This window comes from Pseudomonas sp. NBRC 111132 (assembly GCF_001320565.1).
Classification (GTDB): domain Bacteria; phylum Pseudomonadota; class Gammaproteobacteria; order Pseudomonadales; family Pseudomonadaceae; genus Aquipseudomonas; species Aquipseudomonas putida_P.
The window spans coordinates 58,830-75,292 of record NZ_BCBI01000018.1 but is presented as its reverse complement, the minus strand read 5'-3'; the positions used below and the strand labels follow the sequence as shown (position 1 = coordinate 75,292).

14 protein-coding genes are annotated in these 16,463 nt (G+C 63.6%); 3 read left to right on the top strand and 11 right to left on the bottom strand.

What is annotated here, in order from left to right; all coding sequences use genetic code 11:
• Position 1: 1 nt before the first annotated feature.
• The 11 genes from APH35_RS11160 to APH35_RS11110 all read right to left on the bottom strand — a co-directional run bounded on the left by APH35_RS11160 (position 2) and on the right by APH35_RS11110 (position 12,773).
• Positions 2-1,018, bottom strand: coding sequence for a DUF2955 domain-containing protein (locus APH35_RS11160; protein WP_012270467.1), 1,017 nt, complete (start codon positions 1,016-1,018; stop codon positions 2-4).
• Positions 1,008-2,105: an HlyD family secretion protein gene (locus tag APH35_RS11155; RefSeq protein WP_012270466.1), complete on the bottom strand. Its 1,098-nt coding sequence runs from the start codon at positions 2,103-2,105 to the stop codon at positions 1,008-1,010. Before APH35_RS11155 ends, APH35_RS11160 begins: the two co-directional genes overlap by 11 nt.
• On the bottom strand, positions 2,102-3,616 hold the full coding sequence (locus APH35_RS11150) for an efflux transporter outer membrane subunit (RefSeq protein WP_060514805.1): 1,515 nt from the start codon (positions 3,614-3,616) through the stop codon (positions 2,102-2,104). Before APH35_RS11150 ends, APH35_RS11155 begins: the two co-directional genes overlap by 4 nt.
• A 3-nt stretch (positions 3,617-3,619) precedes the next feature.
• Positions 3,620-4,717, bottom strand: coding sequence for an AI-2E family transporter (locus tag APH35_RS11145; protein ID WP_060514804.1), 1,098 nt, complete (start codon positions 4,715-4,717; stop codon positions 3,620-3,622).
• Positions 4,718-4,757: 40 nt separating this feature from the next.
• Positions 4,758-5,954 carry a monovalent cation:proton antiporter-2 (CPA2) family protein gene (locus APH35_RS11140; RefSeq protein ID WP_012270463.1) on the bottom strand — a complete coding sequence of 399 codons (1,197 nt, stop codon included), beginning with the start codon at positions 5,952-5,954 and terminating at the stop codon, positions 4,758-4,760.
• Positions 5,955-5,990: 36 nt separating this feature from the next.
• Complete coding sequence (gene ppk2 / locus APH35_RS11135) at positions 5,991-6,809, bottom strand: polyphosphate kinase 2 (protein WP_012270462.1); 819 nt, start codon at positions 6,807-6,809, stop codon at positions 5,991-5,993.
• Between the two features lie 108 nt (positions 6,810-6,917).
• Entirely contained in the window at positions 6,918-7,538 is a 621-nt protein-coding gene (gene ycaC / locus APH35_RS11130) for an isochorismate family cysteine hydrolase YcaC (RefSeq protein ID WP_060514803.1), read from the bottom strand.
• 101 nt (positions 7,539-7,639) lie between these two features.
• Positions 7,640-8,659 (bottom strand): transporter, encoded by a 1,020-nt coding sequence (locus tag APH35_RS11125; protein ID WP_012270460.1) that lies wholly within the window; start codon positions 8,657-8,659, stop codon positions 7,640-7,642.
• 109 nt (positions 8,660-8,768) lie between these two features.
• Positions 8,769-11,189 (bottom strand): TonB-dependent siderophore receptor, encoded by a 2,421-nt coding sequence (locus APH35_RS11120; RefSeq protein WP_012270459.1) that lies wholly within the window; start codon positions 11,187-11,189, stop codon positions 8,769-8,771.
• Between the two features lie 139 nt (positions 11,190-11,328).
• A complete protein-coding gene (locus APH35_RS11115; protein WP_012270458.1) occupies positions 11,329-12,273 on the bottom strand; it encodes a FecR domain-containing protein in 945 nt (314 codons plus the stop codon).
• On the bottom strand, positions 12,270-12,773 hold the full coding sequence (locus APH35_RS11110; RefSeq protein WP_012270457.1) for a sigma-70 family RNA polymerase sigma factor: 504 nt from the start codon (positions 12,771-12,773) through the stop codon (positions 12,270-12,272). The genes APH35_RS11115 and APH35_RS11110 overlap by 4 nt, the downstream gene beginning before the upstream one ends.
• Before the next feature lie 200 nt (positions 12,774-12,973).
• Here APH35_RS11110 and APH35_RS11105 point away from each other — a divergent pair, with 200 nt between their 5' ends.
• The 3 genes from APH35_RS11105 (at position 12,974) to APH35_RS11095 (ending at position 16,398) form a co-directional block, all read left to right on the top strand.
• Positions 12,974-13,363, top strand: coding sequence for a YybH family protein (locus tag APH35_RS11105; protein WP_060514802.1), 390 nt, complete (start codon positions 12,974-12,976; stop codon positions 13,361-13,363).
• A 91-nt stretch (positions 13,364-13,454) separates the two neighbouring features.
• Positions 13,455-14,954, top strand: coding sequence for a purine-cytosine permease family protein (locus APH35_RS11100; RefSeq protein ID WP_060514801.1), 1,500 nt, complete (start codon positions 13,455-13,457; stop codon positions 14,952-14,954).
• Positions 14,955-14,967: 13 nt separating this feature from the next.
• Positions 14,968-16,398 (top strand): aldehyde dehydrogenase family protein, encoded by a 1,431-nt coding sequence (locus APH35_RS11095; protein ID WP_060514800.1) that lies wholly within the window; start codon positions 14,968-14,970, stop codon positions 16,396-16,398.
• Positions 16,399-16,463 lie beyond the last annotated feature (65 nt).

Below are 16,463 nucleotides of genomic sequence, written 5' to 3'. Positions count from 1 at the left end.
ACTAAACAGCCCGTACCCGAAGCCGAAACCGGTCAATCCAGATAAGCATGGCACTGGCATACACCGACACCGCCAGAAACAGTGCCATGCGCACGGCAAAGGCGCGGTAAACGTCCTGCCCGCCGGCACTGTCCTGCACCGACTGCCCTAACAGGATCAGCATTGTCGTCAGGCAGCTCACCCAATAAGCCGGGCTCTGCCGGTTCGACACGGCCTGGTACAGCCGTCGCGCCTGCCAGAGCGCGAACAGCAGTACCCACAGGAAGAACATCCACAGGTGCACGTACAGGCTCAACGCGCCCCACAACACTATCGCCAACACCCCAGCAAGCAAGGTTGAACCGATCAGCTCTCGGCTGGCGTGCCGCGCACGGGTTTCGCCGGCCTGCTGCCCAACGCTCACGGCTTTCATGATCAGTGGCATGTACTGGTCCGGCGCGATCAACGCCAGGAGAAAGGCCGGCATCACGATCAGTGTGGCCCGCAGCGCCACCCAGCTGACATGCTCGCTGGCCAGCAGCGCCGCCGCCGGTTGTGCCGGCGCATCGGCTGGCTCGGGAAACAGCACATGCGCCACTGTCGTGCCCAGCACCGCCAGCAGCATGCCCTTGGCCAGCGCTTCGACTACCGAAAGCGCCAATGTGAAATCGCTGGTGCCGGCAGCAGCAATCATGGTCAGGCCGACCACCAGCAGGTTGGCCAGCAGGCCGTTGCCCCCCTTCAACGCATAGCGCAATGTCAGGAAAACCCCCACCCCCACCAGCAACACGCCAGCCGTTGGGGCATGGCGCAACAGCGGAATAAGCAGCAGACCGCTGCCGCAACTTAGCAGCACCAGCAGCGCCAGGGCCGGCGCCGCACGCAGGGGCAGTGGCTGACTGCGCATGGCGAGCAGCAATACTGCAAACACAGGTGCCAGGATCGGCACCGGCAAGCCGATACCAAAGCTCACCGCCAGGCACAGTGCCACGCCCCAGGCCAGGCGCAGGGCGCGCAGGCGGCGCAGCTCAATAGGCATATGACAGCCAGCTCATCAGCCACATGAACAACCGGCCCAGCAGGTTCAGGGGGTTGCCTTCGCCGGGCAAGGCCATGACCTCGGCCTGGCCACCGACCCGCAACACGGTCTTGTCCTGAAGCTGGTCGCGCTCCAGCTCGACGATCACCGGGAAGCGCTGCGCCGAACGCAGCCACTCGCGGCTGTTCTGCACGGTCGGCAGCGTACCCGGCGCTGCAGGCTGGCCCACGCTCACACCGTAGCCAATGCTGCGTATACGCCCCTTCAACACAGTGCCGGGCAGCGCGTCGAGCACCACCAGCACCGGCGTGTCGGGGCGCAGCCGACCGAGGTTGTTCTCGGTCATGTCGGCACTTATCCACACGTCATGAATACTGATCAGGGTCATCATCGGGCTGCCCGCCCCGACATAGTGGCCAACGTCGGTACGCAAGTCGGTGATCAACCCGTTCGCATCAGCGCGTACCACGGTACGGGCAAGGTCCAGGCGGGCCTTTTCCACGTTGGCCGCTGCACTGCGCAGCTGGGCATTGTCCTCCTGTGCACCGCCCTGCTGTTCACGGGCGCGCACCACTTCAGCACGGGCCGCCGCCACTTGGCTTATGGCCTGGTCACGGGTGGCCTGTGCGCCTTCCAGGCGGCGCACCGATACCGTGCCGGGGTCTTCGTCAATCAGCCGCTTGAGGCGTTCTGCGTCCTGCCGCGCCTTGCGTTCATTGGCCTGGGCCGCCACGAGCGCAGCCTGAGCGGAGTCGATGCCAGCGGTACTGGCGCCGATCTGCCGGCGCACGGTATCGAGATCGGCTTCGGCGCGGGCCAAGGCAATGCGGTACTGTTCTTGGTCGAGTTCGAACAGCACATCGCCCTGGCGCACTTCCTGGTTGTTGCCGACGGCCACACGCTTGATCTGCCCGGCCACTTCGGCGGCCACCGGCACCACGTAGGCCTGCAGGCGTGCCTGCTGGGTGTATGGCGTGAAGCGGTCCGCCAGCAGGTACCAAAGCAGGCTCACGGCAATTAGCAACAGCACCCAGCGCATACCGCGATCAGGGGCTGACGGGGGCGGCGCTGGCCTGGTGTCGCTCATTCGGTTTCACCTTGTGCATGTGCGCTGGAGGCTGGCACGTCGAGCAGCTCGCCCCAGTCGGTGCGTTGCTGCATGTGCTGGCGGGTGGCCGGGTCGATCGGCGCGCGGCGGGTGTCCCAGCCTCCGCCCAGGGCCTTGTACAACGTCACCAGGCTGCTGACCGCGTTGCCACGGCTGACCAGGTAACCATCCTGTTGCTGCAACAGCAGTTGCTGGGCATCGAGCACCCGCTGGAAGTCGGCGAAGCCTTCGCGGTACTGCGAGCTGGCCAGGGTCAGCGAGCGTTGCGCCGCCTGGGAAGCCTGGTCGCGAATGGTTGCACTTTGCAGCGAGCGCACCAGACCGCTGGCAGCGTCGTCGGCTTCACGGGCGGCTTCGCGCACACCCTGGTGGTACAGCTCGATCAGTTGCTGCAAGCGGGCATCTTCCACCCGCACGGCATTTTTGCGCCGGCCGTAGTCGAACGGGTTCCAGATCAGGCTCGGCCCTGCCGCCAGGTCGAAAGTGTTGGGCAGGTGACTGGCCGAAAGAAAGGTCCAGCCGATACTGCCAAGCAGGCTCAGTTGTGGATAAAGATCGGCCTCGGCCACCCCGACCAGCGCCGACTGCGCCGCCACTGCCTGCTCGGCGGCGCGAATGTCTGGCCGGCGCTGCAGCAGGTTGGCAGGCACGTCCTGCAATATTGCGCGCTCTGGCAGCGGCAGCTGGCCATGACCGGCCTGCAACTGCGGCAGCGGCCCGGGCGGGCGGCCCAGCAATGAGCACAACACATTGCGCAGGGCGTTGAGCTGATTCTCGAATTCAGGGATGGTGGCCAGGGTCGCCAGGTATTGAGTACGCGCCTGCTGCCAGTCGAGTTCGTCATGTTCGCCGTGGCGGAAAAGCCGCTCGGTGATCTCCAGGCTACGCGCCTGGCGCTTGGCGTTCTCTTGCGCGATATCCAGCCGCGCCTCGGCGGTACGCAGGGCAAAGTAAGTGTCGGCCACTTGTGCACGCAGCAACAACATGGCGTCGGCGTAGTTGGCCTGGGAGGCGAAGTAGAGGGCATCTGCGCTTTCGATGGCGCGACTGAAGCGGCCCCAGAAGTCGATCTCCCAGCCAATGTCGAAGCCGACGCTGGATTGCCAGAACACCGAATCACGGGCGGTGGCAGTACCGGACTGGTTCTGCTTCAGGTACAGGCTCTGCGCGCTCAGTTGCTGCAGCTGTGGATAACGCCCGGTCTGCACGATGGCCAATTGCGCACGAGCTTCAGCGATACGCAGGCCAGCCACGCGCAGGTTGGTGTTGTTGGCGTCGGCCTCGGCAATCAGCGCGTCCAGCATCGGGTCGGCAAACACCGCCCACCACTGGCGCAGGTCAGGGGTGGTGGCGCTACGCCCTGCCTGTTCCAGCATGGGTGTGCTCCAGCCGTCCAGCCACGGGGCCTGGGGCTTTTCGAAATCGGGGCCGACCTGGGTGCAACCAGCCAGCAGCATCAGCAACCCCAGGCCATAGCAGCAGTTGGGCATGGCTCAGGCGGCGGGGGGTGCCGGTTGCTCCGGCACCTGCAGCGCAACCCATTGCCAGAACAACACGTAGGTCACGCCTAGGATTACCGGGCCAATGAACAACCCGATGATGCCTTTGACCACCATGCCGCCCAGTGCCCCAATCAGCACCACCGGCATCGGCACATCGACCCCGCGCCCCAGCAGCATTGGTTTGAGCACGTTATCGGCAAGGCCGGCGACGAAGGTGTAGACGGCAAAAACGATGGCCGCCACCGTGAAGCCTTCGGTGTTGAATACATAAATGATTACCGGCACCGTGACCAACGTGGCCGGGGCTTGGGCAATCCCAAGCATGAGGATGACGATGGCCAGCATCCCTGCCCCTGGTACGCCTTTGATGACGAAACCGACACCGATCAACAGCATTTGGATGAACGCAATGCCGATCACGCCTTGCGCCACCGCGCGAATGGTAGCGGTGCACAGCGTGGCCAAGGGCTTACCGCGCTCTTCGCCCGAAACCCGCATGGCAATACGCTGCGCTGCGACTTCACCGCGTTCACCGAAGGCCATGATGACCCCGGAAATGATGATCGCGCCGATGAACAGCAGGAAGGCCCCACCGGCACTGGCCGCAGCGCCCAGTACGGTAAGCCCGGCACCCTTGATCTGGGGCATCCACTGATTCAGTACACTGGCCATGTTTTCGGAGGCCGCCAACCACAGCGCATGCACCTTCGGCCCGATCAGTGGCCAGCTCGCCACGGAGTCAGGTGGGACCGGCACGCTCCAGGCACCGCTCTTGAGCAAGGTCACCAGGCTGTCCACCGATTCACCAATGGACATCACGACCAGGTAGATCGGCACCAACAGCACCACCAGTACCAGCAGCACCACCAGCGTCGCCGCATAGCCTTGCTTGAGCCCAGTGCGGCGCTGGATACGGCAATGCAACGGGTACAACGTGACCGCCAGGATCACCGCCCACAGCATCAATTCCAGGAACGGTTGGAATACCTGGAAGGAGAAGATCACCAAGGCTGCCACCAGGCCGGCCTTGATGAGTACATCGAGCAAGCCCCGCGACAGGGCGCTGTCCAGCTTGAAACTCGACTGCATGATCCACCTCCCGACATTCAATGCACCAGCCAGGCGCAATTCACTGGCCCGTTTCAGGGGATACCTGCACGGGGCTGTCGTCGCGTAGCTGCCGCGCCAAGGCCATCATTACCAAGGGCACCACGGCCATCGACAAGGTGATGGCCAGTACCAGCAGGTCGTGCACCTGCTGGGTGAGGACCTGATGGTCCAGCGCCAGCTTGAACACCACGAAGGCGAACTCGCCCCCCGAGGCCAGCACTACGCCCAGGCAGAGCGCCTGTGCCTTGTTGAGCCCACCGAGCGTGCGCCCCAGGCCATACAACAAGGGCAGCTTGATGGCGACCAGCAGCAAGGTGAGCCCCAACACCATCAGCGGCATGCCGAACAGCAGGCGCAGGTCGGCACTCATGCCCACGCCAACGAAGAACAGCCCCAGCAGCAGGCCTTTGATTGGCTCGATCTGGGTTTCCAGTTCGTGGCGAAAGGGCGACTCGGCCATCAGCACGCCGGCCAGAAAGGCCCCCAGCGCCATCGAAACACCCACGTGCTCCATCAACCAGGCGGTGCCCAGCACCACCAGCAAAGCCGTGGCGGTCGACAGCTCAGGCAGACCCGACCCCACCGTCCACTTGAATACCGGGGTCAACAGATAACGGCCAAAAACAATCAGCACACCAATGCCAACAGCCACGGCCAGCAACGGCCAGGCACCTTCGTCGGCGGTGCTGACATCACCACCGAGCAACGGCACCACAGCAATCAGGGGAATGGCGGCAATGTCCTGGAACAGCAGAATGGCCACGGCCAGACGGCCGTGAGGCTTGCCCAGGTCCTTGCGTTCGGCCAGTACCTGCAAGCCAAAGGCGGTGGACGACAGCGCCAGGCCCAGGCCCAGCACGATCGCAGCGGCCCTGGATTGGTCGAACACCCCATACGCCAGCAGCCCAAGCAGCACGGCGGTAAGCCCCACCTGCAAGCTGCCGACGCCAAACAGCGCCCGGCGCATGGTCCACAGACGCCGTGGGGACAGCTCCAGGCCAATCACGAACAGCAACATGACCACGCCCATTTCCGACAGCCGCGCCACGTTGTCCGGGTTGCCGAGCAGCCCAAGCACCGACGGGCCAATCAGGATACCCGCCAACAGATAACCCGGTACCGCCCCCATTTTCAGACGTTGCGCCAGCGGTACCAGAAGCACCACGGCCAACAGGAACACCACCGTCGCCTGCAGCAGGCTGCCGTCATGAGGCATGAGCTCGTACCTTCGCAGCTTCCCGTAGGAAGGGGTTCAGAAGCGTTCTTCGACGACCTTGAACGGGTAGGCCACAGCCTTGTACTTGCCGATCTTGCCGCGTTTGGGCAGCTTCACCAGCTGCTCGCGGGTGATGTCTTTGTAGGGAATACGGCTGAGCAGATGGCTGATGATGTTCAGCCGAGCGCGACGTTTGTCGTTGGAGTGCGCCATGAACCACGGCGCCCAAGCGGTATCCGAGGCCTGGAACATGTCGTCACGCGCCTGGGTATAGTCATCCCAGCGGGTGTACGACTTGAGGTCCATCGGCGACAGCTTCCACAGTTTGCGGCCGTCGGTGATGCGATCCTGCAAGCGCCGGGTTTGCTCTTCGGCGCTGACTTCAAGCCAGTACTTGATGAGGATGATCCCCGACTCGACCATGACCTTTTCAAACACCGGCACACCGGTCAGGAACTTATCCACTTGCTCATCGGAGCAGAAGCCCATTACCCGCTCCACCCCTGCGCGGTTGTACCAACTGCGATCGAAGATCACCACTTCGCCTGCCGCAGGCAAGTGGCCCAGGTAGCGCTGCAGGTACATCTGGGATTTTTCCCGTTCGGTCGGCGCCGGCAGCGCCACCACACGAAACACCCGCGGGCTGACGCGCTCGGTAATGGCCTTGATGGTGCCGCCCTTGCCGGCGCCATCGCGGCCTTCGAAGACAATGCATACCTTCAAGCCCTTGGCCACCACCCACTCCTGCAGCTTCACCAGCTCTACATGCAGGTTCCTGAGCGCTTTTTCGTAGGCCTTGCCGCCCAGTTTTTCTGGCTGTTCCTGGGTGGGTTTCTTCCTGGACGGCTTCGACATGACACTCTCCTGAAGGCGAATGAAGAGTCAGTATGGTCGATTCATGACGGTTTGCCGCTTCGCTTGCAGATTGATGCGGGGGCTGCCGTGCAGCCCCGCCGGGTGGCGCTATTTGGCCAGCTTGCTGTAACTGGTCATCAAGTTGCGGTAGTCGGGGATATGGTTGGAGAACAGGGTACCCAGCCCCTCGATGTCATTGCGCCAGTCACGGTGCAGCTCGCAGGCCACGCCGAACCAGGTCATCAGCTGCGCCCCCGCAGCCTCCATGCGCCGCCAGGCCGAATCTCGGGTCAGTTCGTTGAAGGTGCCTGATGCATCGGTGACAACGAATACTTCGAAGCCCTCCTCCAGTGCCGACAAGGCCGGGAAGGCCACACACACTTCAGTGACGACACCGGCGATCAGCAACTGCTTCTTGCCGGTGGCTTTGACTGCTTTGACGAAGTCTTCGTTGTCCCAGGCGTTGATGTTGCCGGGGCGTGCAATGTAGGGGGCGTTGGGGAACTGCTCTTTCAGTTCCGGCACCAGCGGGCCGTTGGGGCCGGTCTCGAAGCTGGTGGTAAGGATGGTCGGCAGCTTGAAGTACTTGGCCAGGTCCGAGAGGGCCAGCACATTGTTCTTGAAGCGGTCGGGGTCGATGTCCCTTACCAGCGAGAGCAGGCCGGTCTGGTGGTCGACCAGCAGCACGGCGGCGTTGTTCTTGTCCAGACGCTTGTATTGGAAGCTCACGGTGGATCTCCTTGCTTCAGCGGGTTGGGAGTATCAGCGTAGGCAAGGATAAGGGTGGGAGCGACCGTCAGTCGGTTCGCTTGTTCTGTGCCTGCCCAGTTTTAGTATTCCCGGCGCTTGCGAAACGCCCAGCGCCCAACCAGCACGGTGAAGGTCGCCACCAGGGCAACCAGCACCCAGAAGCCATGGGGGTTTTCCGCCAGCGGCACGCCGCCCACGTTCATGCCGAAGAAGCCCGCGATGATGTTGATCGGCAGCGCCAGCACCGTTACCACGGTCAGGGTGAACAACGTGCGGTTGGTCTGTTCGTTGACCTTGGCGGCGATTTCTTCCTGCAGCAGCTTGATCCGCTCGCCCAGGGCGGTGAGGTCGCTGATCACCAGGGTGAACTCTTCAGTGGCGGCACGCAGTTGGCGTATGTCCTGTTCCTTCAGCCACTCCGGCGGGCGGTTGAGCAAGCGCAACAGCGCCCCCGGCTCCAGCGCCAGCAGGCGCTGCAAGCGCACCAGAACCCGGCGCATGCTGCCCAGCTCGGCACGGTTGTCGCTTAGGCGCTGGGACAGCAACTGGTCTTCGATGCGATCGACGCTGGTGGTGGTTTCACGCACGATCTGGGTCAGCACATCGCCCTGGTCACGCAGCAGGTGGACCAACAGTTCGATGGACGAATGAAAACGCTCACCCTGCTTGACCGACGAACGCAGCTTGTCCACCGAGTGCAACGGCTGCAGTCGCGCACTCACCAGCAACTGGCTGCTGGCACAGGCCCACAGCGTGGAAATGTCCGACGACACCAGGCCGAAGTTGAACACCACATCGTTGACCACTGCCAGCAGTGCTGAGTCGGCGTGCTCGATGCGGGTCGAGCGGGAACCTTCGCGCAGCGTTTCGAAGAAAGCGTCGGGCAACTGCAGGTGGGTGCGCAGCCAGCGCTCGCAGGCGGCGTGGGCCAGGTTCAGGTGCACCCAGAGAAACTCGCCGGGCTCCAGCGGCTGGCCGAGCGTGTGCAACAACTGCGTCGAATCGATTTCGCGCCCTGGCTGGCCGGGGCGGAAAGCGAAGGCGTAGAGCAAGCCGAACAGGTCGTGGTCCTGTGGCAGGTGCAGCGCGGGATGGCCCATTCGAACTCGCAATGAGGCACGGGGAGATGGCAGAAATGTTGCTGAATATTCGTTGCAGCCAGATGACAGCAACCTTCAGCGGCACTGTCCGCTCCCACAGGGTCGGTGTCTACCAGCGATAGGTGGCCGTGCCCAGCACTGTGCGACCATTGCCGTAGATACAACGGGTAGCGTCATAGCATCCCGCCACATACTCTTTGTCGGCCAGGTTGCTGGCGTTTACCGCAAACCGCCACGGCCCGGTTTCGTAATGCACGGCGGCATCGAGCAAGGTATAGGCCGGCACGTTCAGCGAGTTGTCCGGTGCCCCCGGATTGCGACCGGTGTAGCGCACCCCTGCGCCGAAACCCAGGCCCTTGAGCAAGCCATCGTGCAAGGTGTAGTCAGCCCATACCGAGGCCAGGTTGCGCGGTGTCGGGATGCTGATGGGCGTCTTGCCATCGGTCTCGTCGTTGGCCTTGGTCACCTTCACGTCCTGGTAGGTATAGGTGGCGATCAAGTTGAGCTCGTTGCTCAGGCTGGCCACCCCTTCCAACTCGATGCCACGCGAGCGCACCTGCCCCGTCTGTACCTTGTCATTGGGGTTGCCTGGCGCAGTGGTCAGCACGTTGTCCTGGGTAATCTCGAAGACAGCGGCAGTCAGCGAGCTGTTCGAGCCCGGTGGCTGGTACTTGATACCCGCTTCGTATTGCTTGGCTTCGGTGGGCTCGAATGGCTGATTGTTGGCATCGGTGCCAGGGTTTGGCGTGAAACCTTCGCTGTAGCTCAGGTAGGGTGCCAGGCCGTTGTCGGCCAGATACACCAGGCCAACCCGGCCACTGAACGCCTCGTCACGGGTATGTATTTCGGGATCGGAACCGGCATCGGTCCAGTTTCGGGTTTGCGATGTGGCCCAGTCATAGCGACCACCCAGGGTCAGTACCCAATGGTCGTCGAAGTGCAATTGGTCTTGCAGGTACAACCCGGTTTGTCGGCTGGTCTGATGGCTGTAGCTCCAGGTGTCCGGAGTGAACTGGCTTGGGTCGACCGGGCCATAGTCCGTGCCGCCATACAGGTCGACAGGGGTGGTCAGGACGTAGGCCTGCGGGTCAGAGGTTTGCTGACGCTGCCAATCCACACCGATCAGCAGGGTATGGCGGATGTCGCCAGTACTGAAGTCGGCCTGGGCCTGGTTATCCACAGCCCAGCGGCTGTACTTGGGGTTCTCGATGCCGGCGTAGCGTAACAGTGTGCGCTCGTCACCACCTTCCATGCCGTAGTAGGCGGTAGTGCCAACACCAAAGACCATGTTGTCATTCAGGTCCAGATGCGAATAACGCAGGTTCTGGCGCAGCTGCCAGACGTCGTTCAGGCGCGTTTCGAATTCGTAGCCGAGGCTGTACTGGGTCTTCTCGTACTTGGAGAAGTGCTTGTCGCCGGTGAAGGTATCGCGACCGATCTTGCCGTAGGGCGAGTGGGACAAAGTACCAACTGCCGGCAGGAAGTTGTCCTGGGCGTTGGAATCGTCCGCCAGGTAATTGCCCATTACGGTCAGCCGGGTCTCTTCCGACGGCTGCCAGGTCAGGGCGGCGGAGAGTGCCTGGCGCTTGTCCTCCCAAGGGGTGTCGCGAATGTTGGCTTCATGGCCGATGGCCGTTATGCGGTAGCTCCAAACGCCCTCGTCATCCAACGCGCCGGTGCTGTCGAAGCCCAGCTGTCGGCGCGCGTCAGTGCCGTACTGGGCCTGGATTTCGTGGCTGCTGACCGTGCTCGGGCGCTTGGATACCTGGTTGATCACCCCACCGGGGTCGCCCTGCCCATACAAGACGCCTGCCGGACCACGCAGCACTTCGACACGTTCGAGCATGTAGGGGTCGACCATCCAGCTGGCCAGGTTGATGGTGGTCGGCAGTTGCAGGCCGTCTAGATAGGTCGTCGGCGAGAAGCCGCGTACGACCGTGTACCAGTCGGAGCGGTTGTTGGCGCCGTAGGAAGACACGCCCGGGGTGTAACGCAGGGCCTCATTGACCGACTGCACGCCTTGAGCCTCCATGCGTTCACGGGTTACCACCGAAATTGACTGCGGGGTCTCATGGATAGGCGTGTCGGTCTTGGTTGCAGTGACACTGCGCTTGGCCACGTAGCTGCCCACCGGCCCCAGCGGGTTCTCTTCGCCCAGGGCGGAAATGGTCTGTGCCTGCAAGGTGACCGCCCCTTGGCTCGTCGCACGTACCAGGCGCCAGCTGCCATCGCTGCTGGCTTCGGCGGCCAAGTCAGTGTTGCCGAGCAGGGAAGCGAAGCCTACGTCGATCGGGTAATCACCTGACAGGCCGCGGCTGCTCAGGCCACGTGTGAGTGCCGGATCGAAACTCAGCAGCACGCCGGCCTGGCGGGCATAGGCGTTGAGGGCACCTTCCAGGCTACCGGCCGGGACCTCGACGTGGTGGCTTGGCGCAGCCTGCGCCAGGCTGCCGATGGGCAGGCTGACACTCAGGCCCAGCAGGGCGATACGCAGGGCGCGGGCAAGCGGGGTGTGCGGGGACGACGCCATGGGGTTTCCTTGTGGTCATGAGCGGAATTGCAAGGAGGCCGAGCCACGGCGAAAAAACTGCAAAAAAAAGAAAATAGTTTCTGTGAGATGTGCATGAACGTTTTCGCGGGCATGCCCGAGAAGGGGCTCACGCGCGTTGTCAGGCCGGCTCCAGGGTCACCCACCAGCGGGTCAAATACCGCGTTCGCACAGGCAAAGTACGGCCCAATGCCGCCAGCGCCCGGTCCGGCTCGTCCAGCGGAAACACCCCGGAAATCAGCAAGTCCGCTACCGCAGGGTCACAGCGCAACACCCCGTTGCGATAACGCCCGAGCTCGGCACACAGGCGGGCCAAAGGCCACTGCCGAACGACCAGATACCCGTCGCGCCAGGCCAGTGCGTCACGGTCCAATGGCTGGGTCGCAAATACCCTTTGCCGGTTGAAACGCACCTGCTCCCCCGCGCGTATAACGGCTGCAGATTGCAGCAAGGTACCCGGCCGCACCGCAACGGCCCCCTCCTCCACGGCCAGCAACGCACTCTCGTCATTCAGCCGCACCGAGAAACCGGTCCCGAGTGCCTGCAAGGTCCCCAAGGGGGTTTCAACCCAGAATGGCCGTTCGGCCCCTTGCTTGCCGGTCTGGATCATCACCTCGCCAGCCAGCAGATTTATACGCCGCTGCTGGCTGTCGAATGCCAGGTCCAACGCGCTACCACTGTTCATCTGCAGCCAGCCGCCATCCGGCAGCTGCAGGCGCCTGCGCTCACCCATGGCAGTGCGCTGCCCTGCCAGCCAGGGCGAGCCGCGCATCCCCAGGCTGGCACTACCGACCACGGCTGAGCCGCCCAATAGCAACGCCAGCCCTTTGAGTACCGTGCGTCGATCGCGGTAACGCAGGGCCTGGCTTGCCTGGGGTGGCGGCATCGCCCCCAGGCGCCCGTCGAACACCGCCAGCCGTTGCCAGGCCTGCTCATGGCTTGGGTGCAAACCGCGCCAACGCTGGCAGGCTTCCAGTTCTTCGACCTGGGCCAGCCCCGAGGCCAGGCGCACGCGCCAGCCGATGGCCTGCGCCACCACTTGCTCAGTCGGTTCCGATGCGCTCACGAATACAGCACCCGGTAGCAATGGCCGAACGCCTGGGTCATGTACTGTTGCACCGAACTGAGCGAGAGGCCCAGCTGTTCGGCAATTTGTGGATAAGTCAGCCCGTCCAGCTGCGACAGCAGGAACGCGCTACGCACCTTGGGCTTCAGCCCATCGAGCATCCGGTCGATTTCCACCAGGGTTTCCAGCACCAGCACCCGCGCTTCGGCTGACGGAGCTTCCGGCTCAGGCAGCGCCGCGAGGCTGTCGAGCCAGGCCCGTTCCAGGCTCAGCCGGCGATAATGGTCCACCACCAGCCCCTTGGCGACGGTGGCCAGAAATGCACGTGGCTCGCGCAGGCCATTCAAGGTGTCACGCCCCAGCAGGCGAAGGAACGTGTCCTGGGCCAGGTCGGCAGCCTGGTGCTGGCACTCCAGGCGCTTGAACAGCCAACCACGCAGCCAGGAGTGATGGCCACGGTAAAGCTCGCCGACTTGAGCGTTGTGGGGCAGCGACGACACGGGAGTACCTCGAGGCAGGGTTACGCGAGGGTGTTAATGGGAAGCAGTATTATTTACAAGTGCGCGCATTTCAAGAGACTTGCCCATGGCCATCACTTCACAAATTCCTGAACTGATTATTTGCCGTCAGCGATTTGTCCCCTCGCCAACCACCACCAGAATCGCTTCACCATAATCACAAAAACCGTGAGGCCACTCCCGTGGACCAGACACTCCAGGTGCGCCAAGCCGCCGCCGACCTCGTTGCCGCGTTCGCCAGCAACGACACCGCCCGCTATTTCGCCTGTTTCAGCGAAGACGCCACATTCCTGTACCACACCTTGCCGCAGCCGCTGCTGTCGCGCCGCGCCTACGAAGACCTTTGGGCCCAGTGGCAGGCCGAAGGCTTTGCCGTGCTCGCCTGCGAGTCGAGCAACGCCCAGGTAAGCCTGCAAGGTGACGTGGCGATCTTCATGCACGATGTGGCCACGCATATCCGTATCGCCGGTGAAGACCACCGCTTGAGCGAACGCGAGACAATTGTCTTTCGCCGCCAGGCCGACCAGTGGTTGGCCTGTCACGAGCACCTGTCGGTCGTAACGCCGGCCTGATCACCTTTACGCGGCACTGCCGCCCTGCCATCGCACCCACAAGAAGGCCCGCGCACTGCGCAGGCTACAACAACCGCGCTGGAGCACCACCATGAGCCACTCGACCGGTATCGAGACCAACGGCGTCGAACAGATCCCCGCCGATCAACGCGACGCCTCCCCACTAGACCTGTTCCGCCTGATCTTCGGCGGTGCCAATACCTTCGCTACCGCCGTGCTGGGCAGTTTCCCGGTGCTGTTCGGGCTGTCGTTCCAGGCGGGTGTGTGGGCCATTCTGCTTGGCGTTGGCGTCGGTGCACTGATCCTCGCACCGATGGGGTTGTTCGGCGCGCTCAACGGCACCAACAACGCCGTTTCGTCAGGCGCGCACTTTGGCGTGCACGGGCGTATCGTCGGCTCGTTCCTGTCACTGCTCACGGCGGTGGCGTTCTTCTCGCTGTCGGTTTGGAGCTCGGGGGATGCCCTGGTCGGCGGAGCCAAGCGCCTGGCCGGCCTGCCGGAAACCGACCTGACCCTGGGCCTGGCCTACGGCTTGTTCGCGGTGCTGGTACTGGTGGTATGCATCTTCGGCTTCCGCTTCATGTTGTGGGTCAACAAGATTGCCGTGTGGGCTTCAAGCCTGCTGTTCCTGTTGGGCATCGTCGCCTTTGCCGGCCCGTTCGATGCGGGTTATGCAGGCAGCGTCAACCTTGGCCAGGCAGGCTTCTGGGCGGCGTTCGTCGGCGCAGCGATCCTGGCCATGAGCAACCCGGTGTCGTTTGGCGCCTTCCTGGGCGACTGGTCGCGCTACATCCCGCGTGAGACGCCCAAGGCACGCATCATGCTGGCAGTGATCGCGGCACAGGGCGCAACGCTGATTCCGTTCCTGTTCGGCCTGTGTACCGCCACCCTGGTTGCCACCCAGGCACCGGACTACATCGCCGCCAACAACTATGTGGGCGGCCTGCTGGCGGTAGCGCCAAGTTGGTTCTTCCTGCCGGTGTGCCTGATTGCGGTGATCGGCGGCATGTCCACCGGCACCACCGCGCTGTATGGCACGGGCCTGGACATGTCCAGCGTGTTCCCCCGCTTGCTCAGCCGTGCCGGCGCCACGCTGCTGATCGGCGTGCTGGCAATCGGCTTCATCTTCGTTGGCCGCTTCACCTTCAACCTGGTGCAGAGCGTGTCGACCTTTGCCGTGCTGATCATTACCTGCACAAGCCCGTGGATGGTGATCATGATCCTTGGCCTGATTACTCGCCGCGGCTTCTACCACGCCGATGACCTGCAGGTGTTCACCCGCGGCCAGCGTGGTGGCCACTACTGGTTCCTGCACGGCTGGAACTGGCGCGGCATGGGGGCGTGGATCCCCAGCGCGGCGGTCGGTCTGTGCTTCGTCAACCTGCCGGGGCAGTTCGTCGGCCCGCTGGGCGACCTGGCCGGTGGCATCGACCTGAGCCTGCCAGTCACCCTGGGGCTGGCTGGCGTGCTGTACCTGCTGCTGCTCAACCTGTTCCCTGAACCTGCTGGCGTGTATGGCCCCCAGGGCCCGCGTTGGGTGCGTTGCAAAAGCACCGCGCGCACGCCTGTGACCACTGCCGAAATGGCCTGACTGGAAACCAACCATGACCACTTCCCACTATATCGCCGGCCGTTGGGTCGAAGGCCAGGGCAGCGACTGCATCAGCGTCAACGACCCTGCGCTGGGGCAACCGTTCGCCGAACTGATGGCCGCCAGCGTGGCCCAGGTCGACCAGGCCGTAGCCGCTGCCCGCAGCGCTCTGCCCGCCTGGAAAAACACCAGCGCCAGCGAACGCGCAACCTTCCTGCGTGGCTTTGCCGAACAGCTCGGGCAGCGCCGTGAAGCGCTGATCACCTTGCAGATGCGCAACAACGGCAAACCCCGTCACGAGGCCGAAATCGACCTGGATGACGCCATCGCCACCTTCGGCTACTACGCCGAACTGGCCGAGCAACTGCCGTCGAAAAACCGTGACGTGCCGCTGGCCGCACCCGGTTTTACCGCCCGCACCCGCCTGGAGCCGGTGGGCGTGGTCGGCCTGATCGTGCCGTGGAACTTCCCGCTGGTCACCAGTGCCTGGAAGCTCGCCCCGGCCCTGGCTGCCGGCTGCACCGTGGTGCTCAAACCGTCGGAGGTCACCCCGCTGATCGAGCAGGCCTACGGCCAGATCGCCGACGCCCTGGGCCTGCCGGCCGGCGTGCTGAACATTGTCAACGGCAAGGCCGAGACTGGCGCCGCGCTCAGCAACCACAATGGCCTGGACAAGCTGTCGTTCACCGGCAGCAACAGCGTCGGCAGCCAGGTAATGCGTAGCGCGTCGGCGCAGTGCCGGCCGGTGACACTGGAGCTGGGCGGCAAGTCGGCCATCGTGGTGTTCGACGATTGCGACATCGACCAGGCGGTGGAGTGGATTGTTGCCGGCATCAGCTGGAACGCCGGGCAGATGTGTTCGGCCACTTCACGGCTGCTGGTCCAGGACGGCATTGCCGATGCGCTGTTGCCACGCTTGCAGGCGGCACTGGAAAACCTGCGGGTGGGCAACCCATTGACCGAAGAGGTCGACATGGGCCCGCTGACCAGCCAGGCGCAGTGGCTGAAGGTGGCCAGCTACTTTGCCACGGCGCGGGAAGAAGGTTTGCAGTGCCTGGCCGGCGGCAAGGCTTTGGACCGTGATGGCTGGTTCGTCAGCCCCACGCTGTATGCCGACGTGCCGAAAGACAGCCGCCTGTGGACCGAGGAAATATTTGGCCCAGTGCTGTGCGCACGGCGCTTTGCGACAGAAGAACAGGCGATTGCCGAAGCCAACGACAGCCGCTTCGGGCTGGTAGCCACCGTCTGCTCCGCTGACCTGGAGCGTGCCGAGCGCGTGGCCGATGCGCTGGAGGTTGGCCACGTATGGATCAACTCTGTGCAGGCAGTGTTCGTCGAAACCTCGTGGGGCGGTACCAAGGGCAGCGGGATCGGCCGCGAGCTGGGGCCTTGGGGGTTGTCGGCGTACCAATCGGTCAAGCATGTGACGCGCTGCCTCGGCTAACATCGCAAGGCGCCGCTCCCCCAGCAAGTGTGCAGCCCTTCAGCATGCGCGGTACCTGTGGGAGC

What these genes read in the sequence shown, in the direction of transcription:
- APH35_RS11095 (WP_060514800.1), top strand. Translation starts at nt 14,968, where the DNA reads ATGACCACTTCCCACTATATCGCCGGCCGTTGGGTCGAAGGCCAGGGC.
- APH35_RS11155 (WP_012270466.1), bottom strand. Translation starts at nt 2,105, where the DNA reads ATGAGCGACACCAGGCCAGCGCCGCCCCCGTCAGCCCCTGATCGCGGT.
- APH35_RS11160 (WP_012270467.1), bottom strand. Translation starts at nt 1,018, where the DNA reads ATGCCTATTGAGCTGCGCCGCCTGCGCGCCCTGCGCCTGGCCTGGGGC.
- APH35_RS11145 (WP_060514804.1), bottom strand. Translation starts at nt 4,717, where the DNA reads ATGCAGTCGAGTTTCAAGCTGGACAGCGCCCTGTCGCGGGGCTTGCTC.
- APH35_RS11140 (WP_012270463.1), bottom strand. Translation starts at nt 5,954, where the DNA reads ATGCCTCATGACGGCAGCCTGCTGCAGGCGACGGTGGTGTTCCTGTTG.
- APH35_RS11125 (WP_012270460.1), bottom strand. Translation starts at nt 8,659, where the DNA reads ATGGGCCATCCCGCGCTGCACCTGCCACAGGACCACGACCTGTTCGGC.
- ppk2 (WP_012270462.1), bottom strand. Translation starts at nt 6,809, where the DNA reads ATGTCGAAGCCGTCCAGGAAGAAACCCACCCAGGAACAGCCAGAAAAA.
- APH35_RS11150 (WP_060514805.1), bottom strand. Translation starts at nt 3,616, where the DNA reads ATGCCCAACTGCTGCTATGGCCTGGGGTTGCTGATGCTGCTGGCTGGT.
- APH35_RS11100 (WP_060514801.1), top strand. Translation starts at nt 13,455, where the DNA reads ATGAGCCACTCGACCGGTATCGAGACCAACGGCGTCGAACAGATCCCC.
- APH35_RS11120 (WP_012270459.1), bottom strand. Translation starts at nt 11,189, where the DNA reads ATGGCGTCGTCCCCGCACACCCCGCTTGCCCGCGCCCTGCGTATCGCC.